Source organism: Rhodopila sp., assembly GCF_965277165.1.
In the GTDB taxonomy this organism is placed as follows: Bacteria; Pseudomonadota; Alphaproteobacteria; order Acetobacterales; family Acetobacteraceae; genus Rhodopila.
The window spans coordinates 897,729-920,606 of the sequence record NZ_CBDICE010000006.1 but is presented as its reverse complement, the minus strand read 5'-3'; the positions used below and the strand labels follow the sequence as shown (position 1 = coordinate 920,606).

The following is a 22,878-nucleotide window of genomic DNA, read 5'->3' as shown; positions in this document are numbered from 1 at the left end:
CCGGTTTCATGCCTTGGGCGATCTCACCGCCTGGGCAATGACCGCAGTGGCGAGAGTCACCCCCGCGGCGTCGACGTCGAGGTGGGTGCAGGCCCGCAGCCGATAGGCGCCAACCGTGGAGACCGATACGCCCTGGCGCCGCGCCAGCCGCGCCAGGGTCTCGGCGGTCAGGCCGGTGGCGCTGCTGTCGAAGAACACCAGATTGGTTTCCGGTTGCTCCACTGCTAGCCCTGGCACACGCGCCAGGCCGCTTGCGAGGTCGCGGGCGTTGGCATGATCCTCGGCCAATCGATCGATGTTGTGGTCGAGCGCGTAGAGGCAGGCCGCCGCGCATAGACCGGCCTGCCGCAACGACCCGCCGAGCCGCTGTTTCCAGCGCCATGCCTGGTCGATGAATGCTTCGGACCCGCACAGCGTGGCCCCTAGCGGCGCGCCCATTCCCTTGGTGAAATCCAGCCACACGGAATCGCAGTGCCGCGCCATTTCGCTGGCCGGCACGCCGGCGGCGACCGCCGCGTTCATCAGCCGGGCGCCATCCATGTGGGTTTGCATGCCTTCGTCATGGGCCAGGCACAACACCTCGGTCAGCAAAGCCAAAGGCCAGACCGAACCGCCGCCGGCGTTCGACGTTTGCTCCACCGCGACCAGGGTCTGCGTCGGCGCGTGCCGGCGTTTTTCCCGCAGCGCGGCCGTTAGCGTCGCAGCTTCGAACATGCCGCGGGCGCCTTGCAGACCGAGAACCACGGCCCCGGCCAGGGCCCCGGGGCCACCGCCCTCGTTGGCGACGATATGGGCGTCCTGGTGGGCCAGGATCTCATCACCCGGACGGCAGTGCACTAGGATGGAAATCTGGTTGCACATGGTACCGGAGGGCAGGAACATTGCCGCCGGCTTGCCCAGCAGCGCCGCCATCCGATCGCACAGCGCGTTCACCGTGGGATCATCGCCGTTCTGCTCGTCACCGAGTTCGGCGCGCATCATCGCGTCCTTCATGGCGGCGGAGGGGCGGGTCTGGGTATCGGAGAAAAGGTTGATCCGCATCGGCGGCAGAGATTGGTCCGGCTGAACGGGCGCATAAACCATGCGGCTATCCTCTTATGTGAGATGGGTCTGTCGTTGGATGGGCCGATTGTGCCAGCGACCGGCTACGAGACTGGCGTGCCGGGAGGCTGGCCACGCAGAGCCACTTCAGTAGACACCGGGGGTCCATAGACGTCGCGGGCGCGCTTGCGAAAAGCGTTCACCATGCGACGCACCGCCTCGTTGAAAACGACACCGATGGCGGCCTGCAGGATCCGGCTGCGAAATTCGAAATCGACGAAGAACGCGACCTCGGTGCCGCCTTCGTGTGGCGCGAAGTCCCATTGGTTGTTGAGATACCTGAACGGACCGTTTTCGTATCTCACCATGACCCGCTTGGGCCGATCGAGCGTCACGCGGCTGGTGAAGGTCTCCCGGAACGGCCCGAACCCGATCGTCAGGTCGGACACCAGAACGGTGTCCGTACGACTGCGCACCCGGGAGCCCACGCACCAGGGCAGGAACTGCGGATAGGAACCGACGTCGGCGACCAGATCGAACAGTTGTTCTTGGCTATAGGGGAGGATCCGCCGCTCCGCGTGCGTTGGCATCAGATACCGGGCATCAAATGGCGCTTTGAGCCGGTTGCTCGTCGCGAGGTATCGGCGCGCTCTGCTCTCGCGTTGTCGGCACTTTCGCTTCCCGAGCTGCCCGTAGTTTTTCTTCCCGAACCGCCCGCAGCGAAGCGAAATCGGCATCGGCATGATAGGAACTACGGGTCAGTGGGGTGGCGGAAACCAACAGGAACCCCTTGGCCCGCGCGATCGAGGCGTAGTCGGCGAAATCGTCCGGGGTGACGAAGCGGTCCACCGCGGCGTGCTTGACCGACGGCTGCAGGTATTGGCCGATGGTCAGGAAATCGACCTCGGCGATGCGTAGGTCGTCCATAACCTGCATGATCTCGGCTTTTGCCTCGCCCAAGCCCACCATCAGTCCGGACTTGGTAAAGATCGATGCATCGATCTGCTTCATCCGATCCAGCAGCCGCAGCGATTGGTAATAGCGGGCGCCCGGCCGCACCGACGGGTAGAGCCGCGGTACCGTTTCGAGGTTGTGGTTGAAAACGTCGGGACGGGCGGCGGCAATGATTTCCGCCCCGCCTGGCTTGCGCAGGAAGTCCGGCGTCAACACCTCGATCGTGGTGCCGACGGCGGCCTGGCGGATGGCCCCGATAACCGCCGCGAAATGCGCCGCGCCGCCGTCCGGCAGGTCATCCCGGTCCACCGAGGTGATCACCACGTGCCGCAGACCCAGCTTGGCGACAGCGTCGGCGACGCGGGCGGGTTCATCGGCGACGAGCGGCAGCGGTTGACCGGTGCGAACGTTGCAGAAGCCGCAGGCGCGGGTGCAGGTGTCTCCCATGATCATCATCGTGGCGTGACGCTGCGACCAGCACTCGCCGATGTTGGGACAGGCAGCCTCTTCGCACACCGTCACCAGACGGTTGTCGCGGATCAGCGCCTTGGTCTGGTGGTAGATCGGGTGGGTCGGCGCCTTGACCCTGATCCATGCCGGCTTGCGCTGAATCGGGTTGTCCGGCCGGTGCGCCTTTTCAGGATGCCTGAGCGGAACCTGGGTACGATGATCGATGACAAGGCGGGTTGTTGACATGGCAACGCAGATGTGGACGGCGGCCGGCGACCCGTCAAGCAGTGCCGCGGTGTGATCCGGCCAATCCCCGCGACAGCGAGACGACGTCTTATGTCGCGGGATCCTTATCGTTTTGTGGAGAGTGCGCCAATTGTATCGATTTTTTAGCCGTTCGCGGCGCTTGTCAAATGGGGCTTTCATCAAATAGTAGTCAATCCTTTGGAACCGGCGCGCAGACGTTGGACATTGGCGTTTTAGGGATCGGAAACACGAGGCATCAGATGGCAGTCGAATGTGACCTGACGATCAGCTTCGCGGCAACCGGCAATAGTCTGGCCTATCTCGGTGGCGGCTGGGCGCGGGCCGAGGATACCTTCACCTGGTGCGTCGGCGCGGAAAGCCATCTGGTGTTTCCCCGGCTCGCCGAGGCGGACGAGTATGTGCTGATGCTCGATGTTGTTCCGTTCGTTCACGCGCCCGAATTGCCCGGTCAGCGGCTGATCGTCTCGGTCGATGACAACGTCGTCGGGTCGAGCGAGATTAGCCGCCCGACCCTGCTGGGCTACCGTATTCCGGCCAGCCTTACCCGTCGGGCCGACCGGATGGTGGTCACGTTGCAACACCCGGATGCGGCCTGCCCGCAAGATTTTTTCGATATCGCCGACGATCGGTCGTTGGCATTCGCCGTGTCCGGAGCGAAGCTGCTTAGGATCGCGTATACAACCGCCGCTCGGCACGGGCGTCTGCCGACCGGGTTGATGCTGGGTGCGTCGCAAGCGTCGAATTTTGGCGTGCATACCGGCGGCGAACTGGCGCAATGGGCAACGAGCCGTACCGGGCTCACCCTTCCGCAAATCGCACTGGCGTTCGAATCACTTGGCGAGAACTGCGAGTTTGGCCTGTTCCAGCGCCGCTGCGACGCCGAACCGCTGGGTTTGCTGCGATTCTCCAGCACGTTCATGCGCAACCTTATTCGCGGCATCGATAGCGGCTTCGCCGGCCTGGGCGAGATCGACGATATCGATCCGCGACTGGAGGGGGAATCCCGCAAGGAGTACATGATCCACGAAAGAAAGTTTGGCCTAGTGTATCATAGTTTCGTCTATGAGGGGCAGCGCAGCGTCTGGCTGATGCGCGAACAGGAATCGGCCCGGCTGCGGTTTCTGCGCCGCAAGTTCATCGAGGAACTCGAAGCCGCGGACAAAATCTTCGTCTATCAATTTGGGTCAGCGGTTTCCGAAGAGGAAATTCTGCCGTTGCACATGGCGCTGAACCGCTATGGCGAAGCGACCCTGCTATGGGTGGTGCAGGCCGAACGTGACCGACCGGCGGGGATGGTGGAGGTGGTCATGCCCGGCCTGCTGAAAGGCTACATCGACCGCTTTGCCCCGGAGAAAAATGCCCACGACCTGTCGTTCGACGGCTGGCTGCGGGTTTGCGCCAACGCCTGCGTGCTGGCGCGCCTGCAGCGCCCGGCGTCCAAGTTCGATGATCCGGCCCCAGACATGTCGACCGGTGGCGACCCGGGGTCCGGCGTCTTGACCGGCGGCGTTTCGAACGAAGGCGTCGGGGCCCCCAACGGGTTGAACCCCGACGACCCAATGTCCCCAGCCGACAATGACGATCGGCGCGAACAGTCCATGACGGTGCCGATCAGCGTGCAGCCCTGATGTGGGATCGTCGACCGTCTGTGCTGCTGTATGATTGGGACAACACCCTGGTTGACGGGTGGGCCGGCATCACCGCCGCGCTGAACGCGGCATTCGCCGCGTTCAGCCGCGAGCTTTGGAGCGTGGACGAAACCCGAAATCGGGTCCGCGTCTCGTTGCGGGACAGTTTCCCGGTGATGTTTGGCGACCGATGGGAGCAGGCTCGCGACATCTTCTACGAAACCCTGAGGCAGCAACACCTGAATAATGTCAGCCCGATGCCCGGAGTGCCAGAGGTGCTGGAGGCGGGAGTCGGCTGGCCGCAAGGCATCATTTCCAACAAGGCCGGGGCCTTCCTGCGGCGGGAAGTCACCCATCTGGGGTGGGATGGGTTTTTCGGCGCCGTGGTGGGTGCCGGCGACGCCGCCGCCGACAAGCCCGACCCGGCGCCGATCCAGCTTGCCTTGTCGCATTTGCGCCGCGCCAGCGACGCCTCAGTTTGGTACATGGGCGACACGGCGCTGGATATGCAGGCGGCGCGCGCCGCCGGTGTGACGGCCGTGCTTATCGGCAATGCGGATCACAATGGGGGCGTTGAACGCGCCGCCCCGCATATCCATTTCACATCCGCTCATGACCTTCGCGCACGATTACGTGACCTTGCGTGAGGAGGGTGTGCTGTTAAAGTAGCCGAACTCGGTGGGCCATGCCACGAACCCCCGGAACTCGGTTCAAGTGAACTTGCGCTAGAATTCGCATCCAGAACTCGCACACAGAACTGACATCTAGAAAAAGAAGGATTGTGGCCGTGGCCAACGAAAAATCGCAGAATGTTCAGGACGTGTTCCTGAACCACGTGCGGAAAAGTAAAACGCCGGTAACGGTTTTCCTTGTGAACGGTGTCAAACTCCAGGGGATCATCACCTGGTTTGACAATTTTTCCGTTCTGCTGCGCCGGGATGGGCATACCCAACTGGTGTACAAGCACGCCATCAGCACCGTCATGCCGGGCGCGCCGATTCAGTTGTTCGATGCTACCAAGGTGGAAGGCGCCGCGGCGCCTGCTCGGGAACTCAGCGGCGTGACCGGGAACGACTGATCATCCGCCCAGTGAAATCCCGATCGATCAATCCGGGGTACCCGGACATGGCGGGTCCACCAGGCGCTGATACCGCCAGTCTGCATCCGGCTGGCTTGGATAGCCACGCGGATGCGATCCGCGCGGCTGTCATATTGCCTTGGGAACGACAGGTTCGGGATGTGCCCGGTCGGGATTTGCCCGGTGCGGAGCAGCCGCGGGCGGCCGAAGCCAGACTGGCCGAGGCGGTGGGTCTGACCGCGTCGATCGGGCTGATCATCTCGCATACGGCGATACTGCCACTTCGCACCCGGCGCCCGTCGATGTTGTTCGGCGAAGGCCAGGTGGCAACCCAGGCAGAAGCGATCAAGCAAAACGACATCGAAGTGGTAATCGTCGACGCTGCGCTGTCGCCGGTGCAGCAGCGCAACCTGGAACGCGCCTGGAGCTGCAAGGTTATCGACCGCACCGGCCTGATCCTGGACATTTTCGGCGAGCGCGCCGCCACCAAGGAGGGCACGCTTCAGGTCGAGCTGGCGCATCTGGCGTATCAGCGGTCCCGGCTGGTACGATCCTGGACCCACCTCGAGCGCCAGCGCGGCGGCTTCGGCTTCCTCGGCGGCCCTGGCGAGACCCAGATCGAGGCCGACCGGCGGTTGATCGATGATCGCCTTGTCCGGTTGCGCAAGGACCTGGAGCAGGTCCGGCGGACCCGCGGGCTGCACCGGTCAGCCCGCCGGCGGGTGCCGTTTCCGGTGATCGCCCTGGTCGGCTACACCAACGCTGGGAAGTCGACGCTGTTCAATGCTTTGACCGGGGCCGAGGTCACCGCCAAGGATCAGTTGTTCGCGACGCTCGATCCGACGATGCGCGGACTGCGGCTGCCCTCGGGCCGGCGAACGATCCTGTCCGATACCGTCGGTTTCATCAGCCAGTTGCCGCACGAACTGGTCGAGGCGTTCCGGGCGACGCTGGAAGAAGTGTCCGAGGCCGATGTCATACTGCATGTCCGCGACGCCGCTCACCCCGAGACGGTGGCGCAGCGCGGCGACGTCATCAAGGTGCTGGACGACATGGTCGCCGACGGCACGCTGGACCCGGGCTGGCCGGAGCGAACGATCGAGGTGCTAAACAAGGCAGACCTGTTGGGCGGCGCGGTTCGGGTTCCGCTGCGCGATGGCGCGGTGGCGGTTTCGGCCATGACAGGCGACGGCCTGGTTGCGCTGAAGGCGGCCATCGACCAGCGTGTCGCCGAGGGGATGGAGGTCGCGGACTATGACATTCCGCCGCAGGACGGCGCTCGCATGGCGTGGCTTTATCAGCACGGCGAAGTGGTGGAGCGCCATGACGATGATGCCGCAGTACATATGAAAGTGCGGCTATTGCCGGCAGACCGCGCCCGGTTCGAGCGTGAATCACCATGAGGACCGACGACATCCGCGACGGGGCAGCCACGGCGGCAAGGCCATGACGACCAAGGCGATCGTATTCGACGCCTATGGCACACTGTTCGATGTTCAGACGGTCGCCGTCGCCACAGAGGCGGCGTTTCCCGGTCACGGCGAATACATCACCCAGGTGTGGCGCCTGAAGCAGTTGGAATATAGCTGGCTGCGCTCGCTAATGGGCCGCTATCAGGATTTCCGTGTCGTCACCGGGGACGCACTTCGCTACACACTGGGTACGCTTGGCCTTCCAACCGACGCCGCGGTCGTCGAGCCAATCGTCGATGCCTACGACACGCTGTCGCCCTACTCCGAGACGGAGCAAGCGCTGCGGCAATTGGGACAGTACCGGCTGGCGATTCTTTCCAACGGCAGCCCGAACATGTTGGACGCACTGGTCCGCAACAGTGGGCTGGCGCGATATTTTCAGGCGGTGATCAGCGTCGATGCCAAGCAGGCCTTCAAGCCGGACCCGCGCGCCTATGAACTGGTGCAGGAACGGCTTGGCGTCCGGCCACAGGAGGTCATGTTCGTATCCTCAAACGGATTTGACGTCGCCGGGGCGCGCGGCTTTGGCTTCAAGGTGGCGCGGATCGAGCGGGTGACGCCGGCGGCACTCCGCCAGGAGCTGGCGGCGGCCCAGATTGGCCCGGCGGCAATGTACCGGGCCCTGCGGTCACAAACCGAGATGCTGGACCTGGCACCCGACGCCGTGGTGCAGTCGCTGCTTGATCTGCCTGGACTGCTTGGCACCCGCCCTGACGCCCCGCCCTGACGCCTCGCGGGCAAACTGGGCGTGCCGGTCGTTTGACGCGTGATTCAGGTCTGCACCATCGGCACCAGGGCGTCCCGCACCGCCGTGTAGTGCAACCCGAGTGCCTGGGCGACGGCCAGGTGGGTCACCTGCCCGGCGTGAATGTTGAGGCCCGCAGCCAGATGCGGATCGTCAAGCATCGCCTGCCGCCAGCCCTTGCCGGCGAGCGCCAGCACGAACGGCAACGTGGCGTTGGTCAGTGCGAACGTCGAGGTCCGCGCCACCGCCCCAGGCATGTTGGTGACGCAATAATGCACCACACCCTGTTCGATAAAGACCGGATCGGAGTGCGTGGTCGGCCGGCTGGTCTCGAAACAGCCGCCCTGATCGATGGCGATGTCGACGACGACCGCGCCCGCCCGCATGCGCCCGATCATCTCGCTTGTGACCAATTTGGGCGCGGCCGCGCCCGGCACCAGCACGGCACCGATCACCAGGTCGGCCGCCAGAACTGCCTGCTCGATTGCCTCGCTGGTGGCGAACAGGGTTGTCGCGCGCGGGCCGAATTGCAGGTCCAGTTCCTTCAGCCGGGTCAGTGACTTGTCGATGATGGTGACACTAGCTTCCAGGCCCACCGCCATTCGGGCGGCGTTGGTGCCGGACACTCCGCCACCCAGCACCACCACCTTGGCCGGCGGCACGCCGGGAACCCCGCCCAGCAGGATGCCAGCCCCGCCCTGCTCGCGTTCTAGGCAGTGGGCGCCGACCTGAACCGCCATGCGGCCGGCGACCTCACTCATCGGCGCCAGCAGCGGCAGCGATCCGGCGCGGTCGGTGACGGTTTCGTAGGCGATACAGGTGGCGCCTGACTGCCGCAACCCCTGGGTCTGAGCCATGTCGGCGGCCAAATGAAGGTAGGTGAACAGCACCTGGCCACGGCGCAGCAGGGCGATCTCAGGCGGTTGCGGCTCTTTCACCTTGACGATCATCTCGGCGCCGGAAAACAGTTCGGCCGGGTTGTCAACGATGCTGGCGCCCGCCGCGCGATAAGTGTCATCGCCGAAGCCGATACCGACGCCGGCGTCGTGCTCGACCAGCAGAGCATGGCCGTGCTGGACCAGTTCGCGCACCCCGGCGGGGGTCATGCCGACGCGATACTCCCGGGTCTTGATCTCTTTCGGAACACCAACCTTCAACTGCCTGCTCCTTACGATGACGATCCTGAGATCGGCGGCGACGCGGCCAAATTCAATACGACCAAGGGACATTCGGTAGGGACATTTGGCGCGGATATTCGGTTTTCGTATATTCGACTTCGGGCCAGCGGTTCGCCAACATGGTCCACGCCGGGGAACAGCCATGACCGATATCGCAACACTGAAGTCATCCGTCACGGTCTGCATGTTCGACCAGTACGGCACCGTCGTCGACATGCAGGGCGGGCTGAGTGAAGCCGCGGCCGAATTTCTCCGCGCAAAGGGCTGGGCCGGCGATCCCAACAGCTTCGTCACCTGGTGGCGGCGCACGCATTTCGAAAACTCGATGATCGACGCGCTGCTGCAGCGTGAGCATATGGCGTATCGCGAGATCGGCGAGCTTTCGGTCCGTCAGGTGATGGACCGGGCCGGCATCGCCCACACCAAGGACGAGGTTCGCCGGCTTGTCGCCGCCATCGAACGGCTGCGTTGCTTCCCCGAAGTTCCCGAGGCGCTCGGCCGTCTGCAGACGCGCTTCAAGCTGGCCGTGCTGTCCAATGGCGATCCGGACATGCTGGAGCGGGCAAAGCCGTATCACGGCATTCCGTTCGATGCGGTGATATCGGTGGCCGAGGCGAACGCGTTCAAGCCGCACCGGGCAACCTACGAAATGGCGGCGCGCAAGCTGGGTGTGGCGCTGGATCGGGTGCTGTTCGTGGCGAACCACGAGTTCGACTGTGTAGGTGCCAAGGCGGCCGGCATGGCCACGGTGTTCATCGACCGCCGCCGTCGTCCGTTCGCGCGCTGGCCGTATCAGCCGGACCTGATCGTGTCCAGCATGACCGAACTGGCCGACCTGATGGCCTGACCGGGGTCGGCCCGTTCCGCTCGGCGCGATCATGCTCTATGCATATCCAGGGACCTGCAAAGGGAAACGAGATGCCGAACGCCACCCGCCGATCGATCGCCCGCTTGGGTCTGGCGGCGCTTGCGGTGCTGCCGCGGCGGTCGCGCGCCGCCGATGCGCCGGTGCGGATCGGCGCGCCCTATCCGCTAACCGGGGGCGCTGCATCGGCCGGCATCTCAGTCAAGCAGGCGATCGAGGTCGCCGTCGATATCATCAATAATCCGCACCCCGATCTGCCCAACCTGCCGCTTGCGCGTGGCGCCGGGCTGACCGGTCTCGGTGGCCGCAAGGTGGAGGTGATCTTTGCCGACCACCAGGGCAATCCGGCGATCGCACAGAGCGAGGCGCTTCGCCTGATCACCCAGGACAAGGTCGTCGCCTTGGCCGGTTGCTATCAATCCAGTTGCACGTTGACCGCCAGCGCGGTCGCGGAACGATACGGCATCCCTTTCATGGCCAGCGAGTCGTCGGCCCCAAGCCTGACGGAACGTGGTTTCAAATGGTTCTTCCGACCGACGCCAATCGGCACGGATTTTGGTGCGGCCTATGCATCGTTCCTCACCGAGCGCAAGGCGGCGGGGCTCAAGATCGACAAGGTCGCGCTGGTCAATGAGAATACCGAATACGGCACCTCGACCGGCAGTGCGATCGTTGCCGCGGCCACCGGCAAAGGGCTGAAGGTGGATCCGCGAATCGCCTATAACGCCAATTCCAGCGACGTCAGCGCACAGGTCTTGCAATTGAAAGGCGCTGCCCCGGACGCGGTGATCTTCGTCAGTTACACATCAGATTCGATCTTGTTCATGAAGACGATGCACACGTTGAACTGGAAGCCCCCGGTGTTGATCGGCGATGATTCCGGCTTTTCCGACGACGCGTTCATCGAGGCGGTGAGTGATCTGGCGCAGGGTGCGGTAAACCGCAGTTCGTTCGAAATTGGCAAGCCCGGTTCGGCGTCCTATGTGGTGAACGGACTCTATCAGAAGCACGCCGGGCACGCGCTGGACGATACATCGGCGCGCGGAATGGCGGGGTTCCTGGCGCTGATGGACGCGATCAACCGAGCTGGGTCGACGGTGCCGGCTAAGATTCAGGCGGCGCTGGTGAGCCAGGACTTAAAGCCGGAACAATTGATGATTGGCTACAACGGCATCAAATACGACAAGAAGGGACAGAATACCCTGGCGGCGACATTGCTTGTCCAGTTGGAGGGCAAGAAGTACTTCGCCGTCTGGCCGGACAAGGCGGCGGTCCAACCAGTCGCGCTGCCATTCAAGGGCTGGACCTGACCGACGAGGCTTCGGCGTTCAATCGGGCTTCACCGGCTAGGCGGATTGAATTTGGGGGGCATGGCAATGACGATGCGAATGTTCGGAGTGGCTGCGTTGATGATGGTCGGTCTTGCCGCGGCAAGTCCCGGCCGGTCGATCGCCGCGGTCGCTGAATATAATGCGGTGATCGTCAAGACCTTCCCGCACGATCCGACTGCTTTTACCGAGGGACTGCTTTACCAGGACGGTTTCCTGTATGAGAGTACCGGGCGGAACGGGAAATCCTCGATCCGCAAGGTCGCGCTGGATACCGGCACCGTGCTGCAGCAATACGATCTCGATCCAAAATACTTTGGCGAAGGTATTGTCACCTGGAAGGACCGAATTGTCGGTTTGACCTACAAGGCCGAGACCGGATTTGTTTACGACCTCGGCAGCTTCAAGCCGCTGTCGGACTTCCACTACAGCGGCGAAGGATGGGGCATGACCAAGGACGACGCCCATCTGTTCATGAGCGACGGAACCAGCGACCTGCGCGTCCTGGATCCGGCGAACGAGAGCGAGATTGGCCGTATCCACGTCACCTGTGAGGGCCGGCCAATCAAGAACATCAACGAGCTGGAATGGATCAAGGGCGAGATCTACGCCAATATCTGGCTGACCAGTGAGATCGTGCGGATCAACCCAAAGACCGGGGATGTCGACGGGCTTATCGATGTCAGTAACTTGTTGACGCTGGCCTCGCAGTATCGGGCGGTGGATGTGGCGAATGGCATCGCCTACGACGCGGCGGGCGATCGGGTTTTCGTTACCGGCAAGCTGTGGCCGTCACTATATCAGATCACGCTTTCGCCGCGGCCAAGCGAGGCTGATCCTTGCCATGGCTTGCCGTGACCCGGTTCACGCCGGTGCCGAGTTGTCGTGCAAGCAGTGGCGGCCTTGGATCGGTGTCGCGGGAGGCGGGCACCGCCGGTCTTGAGATCTGGGCGGCCACGCCGAGCGGGGTCGGTGACGGGGTAAGACTGGCTTATAGCGCCGGGTTTCTGCTCAACGGCACGTCGTCTGCCGGCGCCGAACCGATCGCTTGCCGCTGGCGCGGAAATTAGCTTACGCTGCGGTGCGTCAGGACCATTGCCTTTCGTTCATCCAGCAGGCAGAACGGTCCATTGCGCCCGCGCGCACCCCGCAACGGCAGATACGTTACGCCAAGGAAAGTCGTGGCTATGCAGAAGGATGTCAGACAAGGCCTGTACGATCCGCAAAACGAACATGACGCCTGTGGCGTCGGCTTCGTGGTGAACATCAAGGGACGAAAATCCCACGACATCATCACCCAGGGTCTGAAAATCCTGGAGAACCTCGATCATCGCGGCGCGGTCGGGGCTGATCCGCTGGTCGGCGACGGCGCCGGCATCCTGATCCAGATGCCGGATGCGCTGCTGAATGACTGGGCACGGGCCAACAGCAAGTCCCTGCCAGCCGCTGGCCGTTACGCCGTGGCGATGTGCTTCCTGCCGCGCGACGCTGCCGCGCGTGAGCACGTCATCCAGCACTTCGAGCAGGTCGTGGCCAAGGAAGGCCAGACCATTGTCGGCTGGCGCGACGTGCCGATCGACCTGACCGGGCTCGGCAAAACTGTCATCGAAACCATGCCGGTGATCCGCCAGGCGATCGTCGGGTCCAGCATGTCGATCCGCGACCAGGCCGCGTTCGAGCGCAAGATCCTGGCGATCCGCAAGCAGATCCTGAACAACCTCCGCGCCCTGGCCGAGAAGCGGAAGATCCCGGGCGTCACCGAACTCTACATGCCGTCGTTCTCCACCCGGACGATCGTCTACAAGGGCCTGCTGCTGGCGACCCAGGTCGGCAGCTTCTACCAGGACCTCGGCAACCCGCTGACCACTTCGGCGCTTGCGCTGGTTCACCAGCGCTTCTCCACTAACACCTTCCCCTCCTGGAAGCTGGCGCACCCCTACCGGTTCCTCGCGCACAACGGCGAAATCAACACCGTCCGCGGCAACGTCAACTGGATGTACGCGCGCCGCCGATCGATGGAATCCGACCTGATCGGGCCCGACCTGAACAAGATGTGGCCGATCATCCCGCACGGCCAATCCGACACCGCCTGCATCGACAACGCGCTGGAGATCCTGGTGGCCGGCGGCTACTCGCTGTCGCATGCGATGATGATGCTCATCCCGGAAGCATGGGCGCACGATCCGCTGATGGATCCGGAACGCAAGGCGTTCTACGAGTACTACGCCGCATTGATGGAACCCTGGGACGGTCCCGCCGCGATCGCCTTCACCGATGGCCGCCAGATCGGCGCGACGCTGGACCGCAACGGGCTGCGGCCGGCGCGTTATGTCATCACCGACGACGACTACGTCATCCTGGCATCGGAATCCGGCGTGCTGGCCGTGCCGGAGGAAAAGATCGTCCGCAAGTGGCGGCTGCAGCCCGGCCGGATGCTGCTGATCGACCTGGAAGAAGGCCGCATCATCGACGACGCCGAGATCAAGCAGAAGCTTGCCCGGAAGCACCCATACGCGGAGTGGCTGAAGCAGACCCAATACAAACTGGAGGAACTGCCCGAAAGCGAGGAGCAGCGCGCGCTGCCCCGGCCAAACGATCTGGACGCCCTGCTGCACCATCAGCAGGCGTTCGGCTACACCCAGGAAGACATCCAGTTCTTCCTGCAGCCGATGGCAACGCTGGGCGACGACCCACTGGGATCGATGGGCACCGACACGCCGCTGGCGGTGCTTTCGGACAAGCCAAAGCTGCTGTTCAATTACTTCAAACAGAACTTTGCCCAGGTCACCAATCCGCCGATCGATCCGATCCGCGAGGAACTGGTGATGTCGCTGGTCTCCATCATCGGGCCGCGGCCCAACCTGCTGGGGCACCACGCCGGCAACTACCTGCGGCTGGAGGTCGCACAGCCGATCCTGACCAACACCGACCTGGAGAAGATCCGCGACATCGACAACGTTGCCGGCGGCGCCTTTCGCACCCGCACCATCGATATCACGTGGCCGGCGGCTGACGGCGCCGACGGGATGGAGAAGGCAATCTCGCGGGTCTGCCAGGAGGCGACCGAGGCGGTGCTGGCCGATTACACCATCCTGATCCTGTCCGATCGCGAAGTCGGCGAGGACCGCATCCCGATCCCGTCCCTGCTAGCCACCGCATCGGTGCACAACCACCTGATCCGCCAGGGCCTGCGTATGAGCACCGGCATCGTGGTGGAGACCGGCGAAGCGCGCGAGGTGCATCATTTCTGTGTGCTGGCCGGCTACGGCGCCGAGGCAATCAATCCATATCTGGCATTCGAAACGCTGGAGCAGATCCGCGTCCGCTCCAAGATGACTATCTCGGCTGTCGAGGTGAAGAAGAACTACCTGAAGGCGGTCGGCAAGGGCATCATGAAGGTGATGTCCAAAATGGGCATCTCCACCTATCAGTCGTACTGCGGCGCGCAGATTTTCGACGCCGTCGGGCTAAGCTCGGCATTCGTCGAACGTTGTTTTACCTGCACGGCAACCACCATCGAAGGCGTCGGTTTCACCGAGATCGCCCAGGAAGCTGTGGCGCGCCATCGATCGGCCTACGGCAATAACCCGATCTATCGCGGCATGCTCGACGTCGGCGGTGATTACGCCTTCCGCCTGCGCGGCGAGGCGCATGCCTGGACCCCGGAAACCGTCGCCAAATTGCAGCACGCCGTGCGCGGCAACCTGCCGGCCGACTTCCACGCCTTCACCCGCACGATCAACGATCAGAGCGAGCGCCTGCTGACCATTCGCGGCCTGATGGACCTGAAGTTCGCACCGACCCCGGTACCGCTGGCCGAGGTCGAACCGGCGAAGGAGATCGTCAAGCGTTTCGCAACCGGCGCGATGAGCTTCGGGTCGATCTCGCGCGAAGCCCACACCACTCTGGCGGTCGCGATGAACCGGATCGGCGGCAAATCAAACACCGGCGAGGGTGGCGAAGAATCCGATCGCTACGTCCGGCTGCCAAACGGCGATTCCCAGCGTTCCGCGATCAAGCAGGTGGCATCCGGGCGGTTCGGGGTGACGACCGAATACCTGGTCAACGCCGACGACATCCAGATCAAGATGGCGCAAGGCGCCAAGCCCGGCGAAGGCGGCCAATTGCCCGGCCACAAGGTGGACCGCAACATTGCCCGCGTGCGCTATTCCACGCCGGGCGTCGGACTGATCTCGCCGCCACCGCACCATGACATCTACTCGATCGAAGATCTGGCGCAATTGATCCACGATCTGAAGAATGCCAACGCGCAGGCACGCATTTCCGTCAAACTGGTCGCCGAAGTCGGGGTTGGCACCGTCGCCGCCGGGGTGTCCAAGGCGCGGGCGGATCACGTGACCATCTCGGGGTTTGAAGGCGGCACCGGGGCCAGCCCGTTGACCTCTCTGACCCATGCCGGTTCACCTTGGGAGATCGGCTTGGCCGAGACCCAGCAAACCCTGGTGCTGAACGAACTGCGCTCGCGGATCGCGGTTCAGGTCGATGGCGGACTGCGAACCGGCCGCGACGTCGTGATCGGGGCGCTGCTCGGCGCCGACGAGTTCGGCTTTTCCACCGCGCCATTGATCGCCGCGGGCTGCATCATGATGCGCAAGTGCCACCTGAACACCTGCCCGGTCGGCATCGCGACGCAGGACCCGGTATTGCGCAAGCGCTTCACCGGCGCCCCCGAACACGTCATCAACTTCTTCTTCTTTATCGCCGAGGAAGTGCGCGACCTGATGGCCAGGCTCGGCTTCCGCACCTTCAATGAAATGATCGGCCAGGTTGGCAAGCTGGACCCGCGCCGAGCGGTGGAGCACTGGAAGGCGCACGGCGTCGATCTTAGCCGAATCCTGTATCAGCCCGCCTTGAAACCTGGCGTTGGCACTCACCGCAGCGAATCGCAGAATCATCACCTCGACAAGGCGCTGGACAAGGAGCTGATCCAGGAAGCGGCGTCCGCGCTGGAACAACAGATGCCGGTGCGGCTGGAACATCCGATACGAAACGTCAATCGAACGGTCGGCGCCATGCTCTCGGGCGAGGTCGCGCGCAGATACGGCCATGCCGGTCTGCCCGAAGACACAATCTCGGTCCATCTCGATGGCAACGCCGGCCAGAGTTTCGGCGCGTTCCTGGCACGCGGCGTGTCGCTTTACCTGAGCGGTGATGCCAATGACTACGTCGGCAAAAGCCTGTCAGGTGGCCGTGTTGTGGTGCGCCAACCGCCGGCCGCGAAGCGAGATCCGGCGAAGAACATTATTGTCGGCAATACGGTTCTGTACGGCGCGGTTGCCGGCGAGGCTTATTTCCAGGGCGTCGCGGGCGAACGGTTCGCGGTGCGCAACTCCGGCGCCGTGGCGGTAGCCGAGGGCTGTGGCGACCACGGCTGCGAATACATGACCGGCGGCGTGGTGGTGGTGCTGGGCGAGACCGGGCGCAACTTCGCTGCCGGCATGTCTGGCGGCGTCGCCTATGTCTACGACGAAAACGCTCGGTTCAGCCGGCTTTGCAATATGGCCGGCGTCGAGTTGGAGGCGATCGGCGTAGCCGAACTCGGACTTGCCGACGAACCCGGGCGGCCGCGGCAACGCGCCGCCAGCGTCGATGACAGCGGCATGGGTGACCCGCTACGCTTCGACGCTGAACGGCTGCGCATCGTCGTGGAGCGGCATTTGCTGTTCACCGGCAGTGCCAAGGCGCGGGCGTTGCTGGAGGATTGGGACGGCGCCCTATCGCGCTTCGTCAAGGTGATGCCGCGCGACTACAAGCGCGCCCTGCTGGAACAGCAAGCCGAGGCCACCGCCGCGGTCGCCGCCGAATAGCTTGGGCTGCGCTGAGAAGAACCGGTCGATTTGCGGCGAGCGCAGATCGACAAACATCGGTGGCGGTTCAGTCGGGCACAAAATTGACAAACGGTCGATGCGGCATGGGTTGAATGCTCGGAGCCGTAATCGGTGTGGAGACGATCATGGGTAAAGTAACCGGCTTCCTGGAAATCGAGCGGCACGATCGCATTTACGAAAAAACCGAGCTGCGGCTGAAATCCTTCGGCGAATTCGTCAAGCCGCTGCCGCCCGTTGAGCTCAACGCCCAGGCCGCGCGCTGCATGGATTGCGGCATTCCGTTCTGTCACACCGGCTGCCCGGTCAACAACCAGATCCCCGACTGGAACAACTTGGTTTATCATGACCAGTGGCAGCAGGCGCTGATCAACCTGCACTCGACCAACAATTTCCCGGAATTCACCGGCCGCATCTGCCCGGCCCCGTGCGAGGCGGCCTGCACGCTGAACATCGACGACAATCCCGTCACCATCAAGACGATCGAGTGTGCCATCGTCGATCGCGGCTGGGAGGAAGGCTGGATCGTGCCGGTTCCACCGACCGCCAACACCGGCAAGACAGTCGCGGTGGTCGGGTCCGGGCCGGCCGGAATGGCCTGCGCGCAACAACTGGCTCGCGTCGGTCACGCGGTTACGCTGATCGAGCGGCAGGATCGCATCGGCGGCCTGCTGCGCTACGGCATTCCCGACTTCAAGATGGCAAAGCATCTAATCGATCGCCGGATTGACCAGATGGCGGCCGAAGGGGTGACGTTCCGCACCAATACCGAAATTGGCTCCGACGTCTCGATCGACCAGTTGCTGAGCGAGTTCGACGCCGTCGTGCTGACCGGGGGCGCCGAATGGCCGCGCAACCTCGACATCACCGGGCGCGAGCTCACCGGCATCCATTATGCGATGGATTTCCTGATCCAGCAGAACAAGCGCGGTGCCGGCGACGACGAGGCGGAGGCGGCGCCCGAGGGCGGCATCAGCGCCAAGGGCAAGCACGTCATCGTGGTCGGCGGCGGCGATACCGGATCGGACTGCATCGGCACCTCGGCGCGCCAGAGCGCGGCTTCGATCACCCAGATCGAGATCATGCCGAAGCCGCCGGTGAAGGAGAACAAGGCGTTGGTCTGGCCAGACTGGCCAGTCAAGCTGCGCTCCTCACACGCGCACGACGAGGGGGTGGAACGGGACTGGGCGGTGCTGACCAAGAACGCCGTCGGCAAGGACGGCAGGATTGCGGCCTTGGACTGTGTTCGAGTCGAGTGGCAGCGCACGCCGGACGACCGCATGACGATGCGGGAAATCCCCGGTAGCGAATTCCGAATCAAGGCCGATCTCGTGCTTTTGGCGATGGGGTTCCTGGGGCCGCGGCGCGGCGCGTTGCTGGACCAGGCGGGGGTGGAGCTGGACCAACGCGGCAACGTTCTGGCGAACACGGTCGAGTACCGCACTTCGCGGGAGGCACTGTTCGCCGCCGGCGACATGCGGCGCGGGCAGTCGCTTGTGGTCTGGGCGATCCGCGAGGGCCGCCAGTGCGCCAGGGCGGTGGATCAGTTCCTGATGGGGGAAAGCAGCTTGCCGCGGTAGCGGGCTAGCGTCGGCACGTCCTGCGCCCCGGTGCGTCAGCCATCTCCAACGATGGATACGCCCGCCAATGTTCATGGCTTTGTCATCCAACTAAGCGCCCTGTGGCCTAAAGAAGTCCGTCAGAAAAAAGATCTGCCAGGGGTCGAACATGCAGATGAAACCGCAACGCAACCCGGCGCTGGCGGCGGTGTTGGCTGCCGCCATTGCTGCGGCCATCCCGCAAGCCGCACGCGCAGCCGATGCCCCCGCCGCGCGAGCGGCCGATGCCAAGGACTGCCCCAACGACGGCGTCGTTCGCTTCGGCGTGGAGCCATTCGATACCTCCGCCAAGCTCGTCCCGATCTACGACCATATAGGCAAGTTGCTGGGCGAAAAGATCGGCTGCCAGGTGAAGGTCTATATCGCCACCAACTACAACGCCGAAATCGAGGCGATGCGAAACGGCAAGCTCGAAATCGGCGAATTCGGTCCGCTCGGCTATGTACTGGCGCACCAGGTGGCCAAGGCCCAGGCGGTCGCCGCGTTCAGCAGCAAGGACGGCAAGCCCGATACTTATTGGGCCAGCCTGGTCACCTACCCTGGATCAGGCATCAAGACGGTGGCCGAAATCCGCGGCCATTCGTTCGCCTTCTCCGACCCGGCATCGACTTCGGGCCACCTGTTTCCGGCCTACGGGCTGCGCAAGGCCGGCATCAATCCCGACAAGGACATCAAGGCGCTCTACGCTGGTAGCCACACTGCGTCATACGAGGCGCTATACAACCACAAGGTCGACGCCGGCGAACTCAACAGCGAGCAGTTGCAGTCGGCGACCCAGCGCGGCCACTACAAGGACGGCGATCTGATCTTCCTGTGGAAGTCCGACCCGATCCCGACCGACCCGATCACCGTGCGCGGCGACCTGTCCGAACCATTCAAGGACCGGGTAACCAAGGCACTGCAGACGCTCGACCTCAGCACGCTGCCCGAGGCCGACCGCAAGATCATGGGCCTCGGCGGCGCACGCTTCGTGCCGCAGACTGACGCCGCCTACGACGGCGTCCGCGACCTGGTGAAGACGCTGCACATCGACCTGGACAAACTGAGCTGAACCGGCCAGCGATGGACCGCCCGTCAGACGTGCGTTTGTCGGTGCGTGGGCTGACACTGTGTTATCCGAACGGCACGCAGGCTTTGCGCGGCATCGATCTGGAGGTGCGCGCCGGAGAACTGCTGGTCGTCCTCGGCGGCAACGGATGCGGCAAGACCACCCTGCTCCGTTGCATCACAAGAGCATTGCGGCCAGGCACCGGCGATGTCTGGCTGGGCGGGCGCAATCTGGCGGATCTGAATGGACTGCAACTCCGCCAGGCGCGCCAGGTACTGGCGCTGATCGGCCAGCACGCCGCCCTTGTCCGGCGCCGCAGCGTCATGGCCAACGTGGTCTGCGGCGCCCTGGCTCGGCACAAGACGGCCTGGACCGCACTGGGCGGCCTTCCGGCATCTGAACTGCCGGGCGCCCTCGCCTGCCTGCAACAAGTCGGGCTGGCACACTTGGCGGACCGACGCGCTGCCACCCTGTCAGGTGGTCAGGCGCAACGCGTGGCGATCGCGCGCGCCTTGCTGCAGCATCCCCTAGTGGTACTGGCGGACGAGCCGGTCGCCAGCCTCGACCCCGGGGCGGCCAACGACATCATGCGGCTGCTTCGCCGGCTCGCTCATGACGAGGGTCTCGCGGTACTCTGCGTCCTGCATCAGGTGAACCTGGCGTTCGCTTATGCCGACCGCGTTGTAGGCATGCGCGATGGCACGGTGGCCTTCGATCGCCAACGCGCCCGCCTCGCCGTCGACGAGGTCAATAGTCTCTACGTTGCGCGCGCGGCGTGAGCGCCAACAATTCTCCCATCGCTTCGCGGATAGCAGACATCACCACGCCCGGCTGGGCACGCTCGCTGGCGATCGCCCTGCGTGCCGTCTTCGTGGTTCTGAGTATGGCCGTCTTGGTCCAGGCACTGATCGTCGTGCAGGCCCGGCCACAGGATCTGGTCAGCGGTTTCCACGGCATGGTGGACATCGTCCGTCGCTCGATGCCGCCCGACTTCTCCGCGCTGCCCGATGTCGCGTGGCCGACACTGGAAACCCTCGATATCGGCCTGTTCGGCACCGTCATGGGCATCATCCTGGCGTTGCCGCTTTCGGTGCTCGCCGCCGCCAACGTGACGCCATCTCGATGGCTATACTATCTGGCGCGGGGCGTCATCGGCTTCACCCGATCGGTGCCCGACCTGGTATGGGCGCTGTTGTTCGTCACCGCCGTCGGGCTCGGTCCGTTTCCGGGCGGCCTCGCCTTGGCCGTTCATTCCGTCGGCATGCTGGGCCGCCTGTTTGCCGAAACGATCGAGAATATGGACATGTCGCCGATCGACGCGCTGTCGCTGACCGGAGCCAGCCGGATGCAGGTTTTCACCCACGGCGTGGTGCCGTCGGTGCTGCCCGCGCTGGCCGGTATCGGCCTGTATCGGCTTGACGAGAACATCCGCTCGTCGCTGGTTTTGGGCTTTGTCGGCGCCGGCGGCATCGGGTTCCAGCTCCTGACGGCGATGAACCTGTTCCAATACCGGCAGGTCTCTCTGCTGCTGATCATCGTGTTCGTCATCGTCTTCCTGGCCGAACGCCTGTCGGCGATCTGCCGCGAGCGGTTGGCCTAAGTCAGCGCCCCGCCTGGACGGCCCACCTGGGCTGCACCGGCCATTTCAGGTAATCCACCCCGGATGCCCAACACCCCTGCCCCTGAGCAATTTGACGTCGCCTACCTGCTGCTGAGCGGCGCGACGACCGCAAACCGGGCACCGGAGTTGTTGCGCGGTCTGCTGACGCTCGGCTTCCAGACCATGATGGTGGTGCCAACGCCCAATGCGTCGCGCGTCATCGCGCAGCGCGAACTCGCGGACATCGCAGGCGTGCAGGTCGTCGGGTCTTACTTTGACCAGGCGATCCGCCCACGGCCACCGCGCGGTGTAATTATGTTCACGCCGTGCAGCTTCAATTCGCTCAACAAGCTGGCCAACGGCATTGCGGACAATCTCGCTTTGTCGATCGCGGCGGAGGCAATCGGCCGCGGCACGCCGGTAATCGTCGGCCCGTCGTTGAACCAGCCACTGTTGGACCATCCCGCCGCTCAGGCGTCCCTGGCGACGCTTTCGCGATGGGGCGTGACCGTCGTAGCACCGGTCGATGACGGCAGCGGACCGCGACTGCCGCCATTGGATGATTTGCTCAACCTCGCCCGACCCTATGCTCGCAGCAAATGACGCTCCGTCTGAGCTTCACTCAGTTCTACCCGGACGCCCCGACCGCGGCATCCCACCAGGGGCAAACCCCGGCCATCCGGTTGTAGTTGCCGTCGATCACCTGCAGCGGCTCCCGAGTGCCGTCGGCCGCCGCCTTCAGGCGCATGTCGCGCGCCCGCCGGCGTTGATCCTCCGGCAGCCAGGCGCGGTCGTGGCCCCACAGGCTGGGCCCCACGGTCACCTCGCTCGGCGTCCAGTCCCCGGGCGTGACCACCTTGCCGCCCCACCCGTATTCCAGCATGAAGCCGCCCGGCGAGCGCAGATAGTACGACGTGACCGCATCATTCGGGTGGCGACCCAGCGTGGTGGCGATTTTTTCCGGCTCACCCAGCGCGATGTCATAACCCTGACCGACGTCGTCCAGCGAAAACAGCTCGACCATCAGATGGTGCAGGTCCTGCCGACCGGTCTCGATCAGCGCCACCGAGTGGTGCCGAGAATTGGTGTGCATGAAATAGGCTCTGAATGGCGTGCTGATGTAATCGCTAACGCCGAAACCCAGCAGGTCTCGATAGAATCCCAGCAGGTCGTCGATGTTCTTCACATGGAACACCACGTGCCCCATCCCCAGCGCGCCGGTCCGAAAGCCAGAGATCGCTCGACCGGGCCGGAACGGCTGATCGGCAACGGCGGCACCCCAGAACGCCTCCAGGTGATTGCCACCGGGGTCGTCAAAGCTGATCAGTTGCTGGACGAAGCGCTGATCGGCTAGTGATTTCGGCTCCTGCCGAACCGCAACTCCAGCCGCATCAAGCCGAGCGGCCAGGGATTGCAACGCGATGGCGTCGGCGACCTCGAAGCCGAAATATCGGTCTCCCTCGGCCAGCGACCGATCCACCACCAGGCGCTGGGTGCGATCGTCCATCCGGAAGGCGCGGGCCGTATTGCCGCGCTCTATCATCTGCATGCCCAGCCAGTCGGTGGCAAACGTCGTCCAGTCGGTGAGGTCCGAAGCACCGACGCCCATGTAGCCAAGGCCACGGATTTCCATTGTTGTCCCTCCTGGTCGCGTCGCGAAAATAGTTTTCGCCGCTGCACGCCATCTTTCGCGCGCTATCGATTCAAGCTTAGCAGCGAGCGCGTGTCTGGCAATGGCTTACCGACGTCACGCCGCGGC

The 22,878-nt window shown here is 64.1% G+C and carries 19 protein-coding genes; 14 read left to right on the top strand and 5 right to left on the bottom strand.

Translation table 11 applies throughout. The features are described 5' to 3' along the window. Positions 1-6 precede the first annotated feature (6 nt). From ACQY4Y_RS15885 to lipA, 3 genes are all read right to left on the bottom strand, one after another. Positions 7-1,083 carry a threonine aldolase family protein gene (locus tag ACQY4Y_RS15885; protein ID WP_428491573.1) on the bottom strand — a complete coding sequence of 359 codons (1,077 nt, stop codon included), beginning with the start codon at positions 1,081-1,083 and terminating at the stop codon, positions 7-9. Positions 1,084-1,145: 62 nt separating this feature from the next. Next, complete coding sequence (locus ACQY4Y_RS15880) at positions 1,146-1,631, bottom strand: type II toxin-antitoxin system RatA family toxin (protein ID WP_428491572.1); 486 nt, start codon at positions 1,629-1,631, stop codon at positions 1,146-1,148. A 13-nt stretch (positions 1,632-1,644) separates the two neighbouring features. Next, on the bottom strand, positions 1,645-2,691 hold the full coding sequence (gene lipA / locus ACQY4Y_RS15875; protein WP_428491571.1) for a lipoyl synthase: 1,047 nt from the start codon (positions 2,689-2,691) through the stop codon (positions 1,645-1,647). A gap of 260 nt (positions 2,692-2,951) precedes the next feature. Here lipA and ACQY4Y_RS15870 point away from each other — a divergent pair, with 260 nt between their 5' ends. The 5 genes from ACQY4Y_RS15870 (at position 2,952) to ACQY4Y_RS15850 (ending at position 7,617) form a co-directional block, all read left to right on the top strand. Further along, positions 2,952-4,340 carry a hypothetical protein gene (locus ACQY4Y_RS15870; protein ID WP_428491570.1) on the top strand — a complete coding sequence of 463 codons (1,389 nt, stop codon included), beginning with the start codon at positions 2,952-2,954 and terminating at the stop codon, positions 4,338-4,340. Continuing rightward, positions 4,340-4,987, top strand: coding sequence for an HAD family hydrolase (locus ACQY4Y_RS15865; protein ID WP_428491569.1), 648 nt, complete (start codon positions 4,340-4,342; stop codon positions 4,985-4,987). The genes ACQY4Y_RS15870 and ACQY4Y_RS15865 overlap by 1 nt, the downstream gene beginning before the upstream one ends. Before the next feature lie 140 nt (positions 4,988-5,127). Continuing rightward, the gene (gene hfq, locus ACQY4Y_RS15860; RefSeq protein ID WP_428488584.1) at positions 5,128-5,418 is read left to right on the top strand and encodes an RNA chaperone Hfq; all 291 of its coding nucleotides are present in this window, start codon (positions 5,128-5,130) and stop codon (positions 5,416-5,418) included. Between the two features lie 95 nt (positions 5,419-5,513). After that, positions 5,514-6,821, top strand: a complete 1,308-nt coding sequence (hflX, locus tag ACQY4Y_RS15855) for a GTPase HflX (protein WP_428493651.1) — start codon at positions 5,514-5,516, stop codon at positions 6,819-6,821. 43 nt (positions 6,822-6,864) lie between these two features. Next, on the top strand, positions 6,865-7,617 hold the full coding sequence (locus ACQY4Y_RS15850; RefSeq protein ID WP_428491568.1) for a haloacid dehalogenase type II: 753 nt from the start codon (positions 6,865-6,867) through the stop codon (positions 7,615-7,617). Positions 7,618-7,661: 44 nt separating this feature from the next. On the opposite strand, the gene ald is transcribed toward ACQY4Y_RS15850, so the two are convergent. Next, positions 7,662-8,792: an alanine dehydrogenase gene (gene ald / locus ACQY4Y_RS15845; protein ID WP_428491567.1), complete on the bottom strand. Its 1,131-nt coding sequence runs from the start codon at positions 8,790-8,792 to the stop codon at positions 7,662-7,664. 163 nt (positions 8,793-8,955) lie between these two features. Between ald and ACQY4Y_RS15840 the strand changes: the two genes are divergently transcribed. From ACQY4Y_RS15840 to ACQY4Y_RS15800, 9 genes are all read left to right on the top strand, one after another. After that, on the top strand, positions 8,956-9,660 hold the full coding sequence (locus ACQY4Y_RS15840) for a haloacid dehalogenase type II (protein WP_428491566.1): 705 nt from the start codon (positions 8,956-8,958) through the stop codon (positions 9,658-9,660). 71 nt (positions 9,661-9,731) lie between these two features. Then, entirely contained in the window at positions 9,732-10,988 is a 1,257-nt protein-coding gene (locus ACQY4Y_RS15835) for an ABC transporter substrate-binding protein (protein WP_428491565.1), read from the top strand. A 99-nt stretch (positions 10,989-11,087) separates the two neighbouring features. Then, the gene (locus ACQY4Y_RS15830) at positions 11,088-11,864 is read left to right on the top strand and encodes a glutaminyl-peptide cyclotransferase (RefSeq protein ID WP_428491564.1); all 777 of its coding nucleotides are present in this window, start codon (positions 11,088-11,090) and stop codon (positions 11,862-11,864) included. A gap of 329 nt (positions 11,865-12,193) precedes the next feature. Next, a complete protein-coding gene (gene gltB / locus ACQY4Y_RS15825; protein ID WP_428491563.1) occupies positions 12,194-16,834 on the top strand; it encodes a glutamate synthase large subunit in 4,641 nt (1,546 codons plus the stop codon). Positions 16,835-16,980: 146 nt separating this feature from the next. Beyond that, a complete protein-coding gene (locus ACQY4Y_RS15820; protein ID WP_428491562.1) occupies positions 16,981-18,432 on the top strand; it encodes a glutamate synthase subunit beta in 1,452 nt (483 codons plus the stop codon). A 148-nt stretch (positions 18,433-18,580) separates the two neighbouring features. After that, the gene (locus ACQY4Y_RS15815) at positions 18,581-19,522 is read left to right on the top strand and encodes a phosphate/phosphite/phosphonate ABC transporter substrate-binding protein (RefSeq protein WP_428491561.1); all 942 of its coding nucleotides are present in this window, start codon (positions 18,581-18,583) and stop codon (positions 19,520-19,522) included. Positions 19,523-19,533: 11 nt separating this feature from the next. Further along, positions 19,534-20,298 (top strand): phosphonate ABC transporter ATP-binding protein, encoded by a 765-nt coding sequence (locus ACQY4Y_RS15810; RefSeq protein WP_428491560.1) that lies wholly within the window; start codon positions 19,534-19,536, stop codon positions 20,296-20,298. Then, entirely contained in the window at positions 20,295-21,119 is an 825-nt protein-coding gene (phnE, locus tag ACQY4Y_RS15805) for a phosphonate ABC transporter, permease protein PhnE (RefSeq protein ID WP_428491559.1), read from the top strand. The genes ACQY4Y_RS15810 and phnE overlap by 4 nt, the downstream gene beginning before the upstream one ends. Before the next feature lie 63 nt (positions 21,120-21,182). After that, complete coding sequence (locus ACQY4Y_RS15800) at positions 21,183-21,722, top strand: flavoprotein (RefSeq protein WP_428491558.1); 540 nt, start codon at positions 21,183-21,185, stop codon at positions 21,720-21,722. Positions 21,723-21,747: 25 nt separating this feature from the next. Here ACQY4Y_RS15800 and ACQY4Y_RS15795 read toward each other — a convergent pair whose 3' ends face one another. Further along, positions 21,748-22,752, bottom strand: coding sequence for a VOC family protein (locus ACQY4Y_RS15795; protein WP_428491557.1), 1,005 nt, complete (start codon positions 22,750-22,752; stop codon positions 21,748-21,750). Positions 22,753-22,878: the final 126 nt, after the last annotated feature.

Bases quoted from the DNA above. Each gene is read 5' to 3' on its own strand.
- ACQY4Y_RS15870 (WP_428491570.1), top strand. From the start codon at position 2,952: ATGGCAGTCGAATGTGACCTGACGATCAGCTTCGCGGCAACCGGCAAT.
- ACQY4Y_RS15885 (WP_428491573.1), bottom strand. From the start codon at position 1,083: ATGGTTTATGCGCCCGTTCAGCCGGACCAATCTCTGCCGCCGATGCGG.
- ACQY4Y_RS15800 (WP_428491558.1), top strand. From the start codon at position 21,183: ATGCCCAACACCCCTGCCCCTGAGCAATTTGACGTCGCCTACCTGCTG.
- ACQY4Y_RS15820 (WP_428491562.1), top strand. From the start codon at position 16,981: ATGGGTAAAGTAACCGGCTTCCTGGAAATCGAGCGGCACGATCGCATT.
- ACQY4Y_RS15810 (WP_428491560.1), top strand. From the start codon at position 19,534: ATGGACCGCCCGTCAGACGTGCGTTTGTCGGTGCGTGGGCTGACACTG.
- ACQY4Y_RS15880 (WP_428491572.1), bottom strand. From the start codon at position 1,631: ATGCCAACGCACGCGGAGCGGCGGATCCTCCCCTATAGCCAAGAACAA.
- ACQY4Y_RS15830 (WP_428491564.1), top strand. From the start codon at position 11,088: ATGATGGTCGGTCTTGCCGCGGCAAGTCCCGGCCGGTCGATCGCCGCG.
- lipA (WP_428491571.1), bottom strand. From the start codon at position 2,691: ATGTCAACAACCCGCCTTGTCATCGATCATCGTACCCAGGTTCCGCTC.
- ACQY4Y_RS15865 (WP_428491569.1), top strand. From the start codon at position 4,340: ATGTGGGATCGTCGACCGTCTGTGCTGCTGTATGATTGGGACAACACC.
- ACQY4Y_RS15840 (WP_428491566.1), top strand. From the start codon at position 8,956: ATGACCGATATCGCAACACTGAAGTCATCCGTCACGGTCTGCATGTTC.
- gltB (WP_428491563.1), top strand. From the start codon at position 12,194: ATGCAGAAGGATGTCAGACAAGGCCTGTACGATCCGCAAAACGAACAT.
- ACQY4Y_RS15815 (WP_428491561.1), top strand. From the start codon at position 18,581: ATGCAGATGAAACCGCAACGCAACCCGGCGCTGGCGGCGGTGTTGGCT.
- ACQY4Y_RS15835 (WP_428491565.1), top strand. From the start codon at position 9,732: ATGCCGAACGCCACCCGCCGATCGATCGCCCGCTTGGGTCTGGCGGCG.
- ACQY4Y_RS15795 (WP_428491557.1), bottom strand. From the start codon at position 22,752: ATGGAAATCCGTGGCCTTGGCTACATGGGCGTCGGTGCTTCGGACCTC.
- ACQY4Y_RS15850 (WP_428491568.1), top strand. From the start codon at position 6,865: ATGACGACCAAGGCGATCGTATTCGACGCCTATGGCACACTGTTCGAT.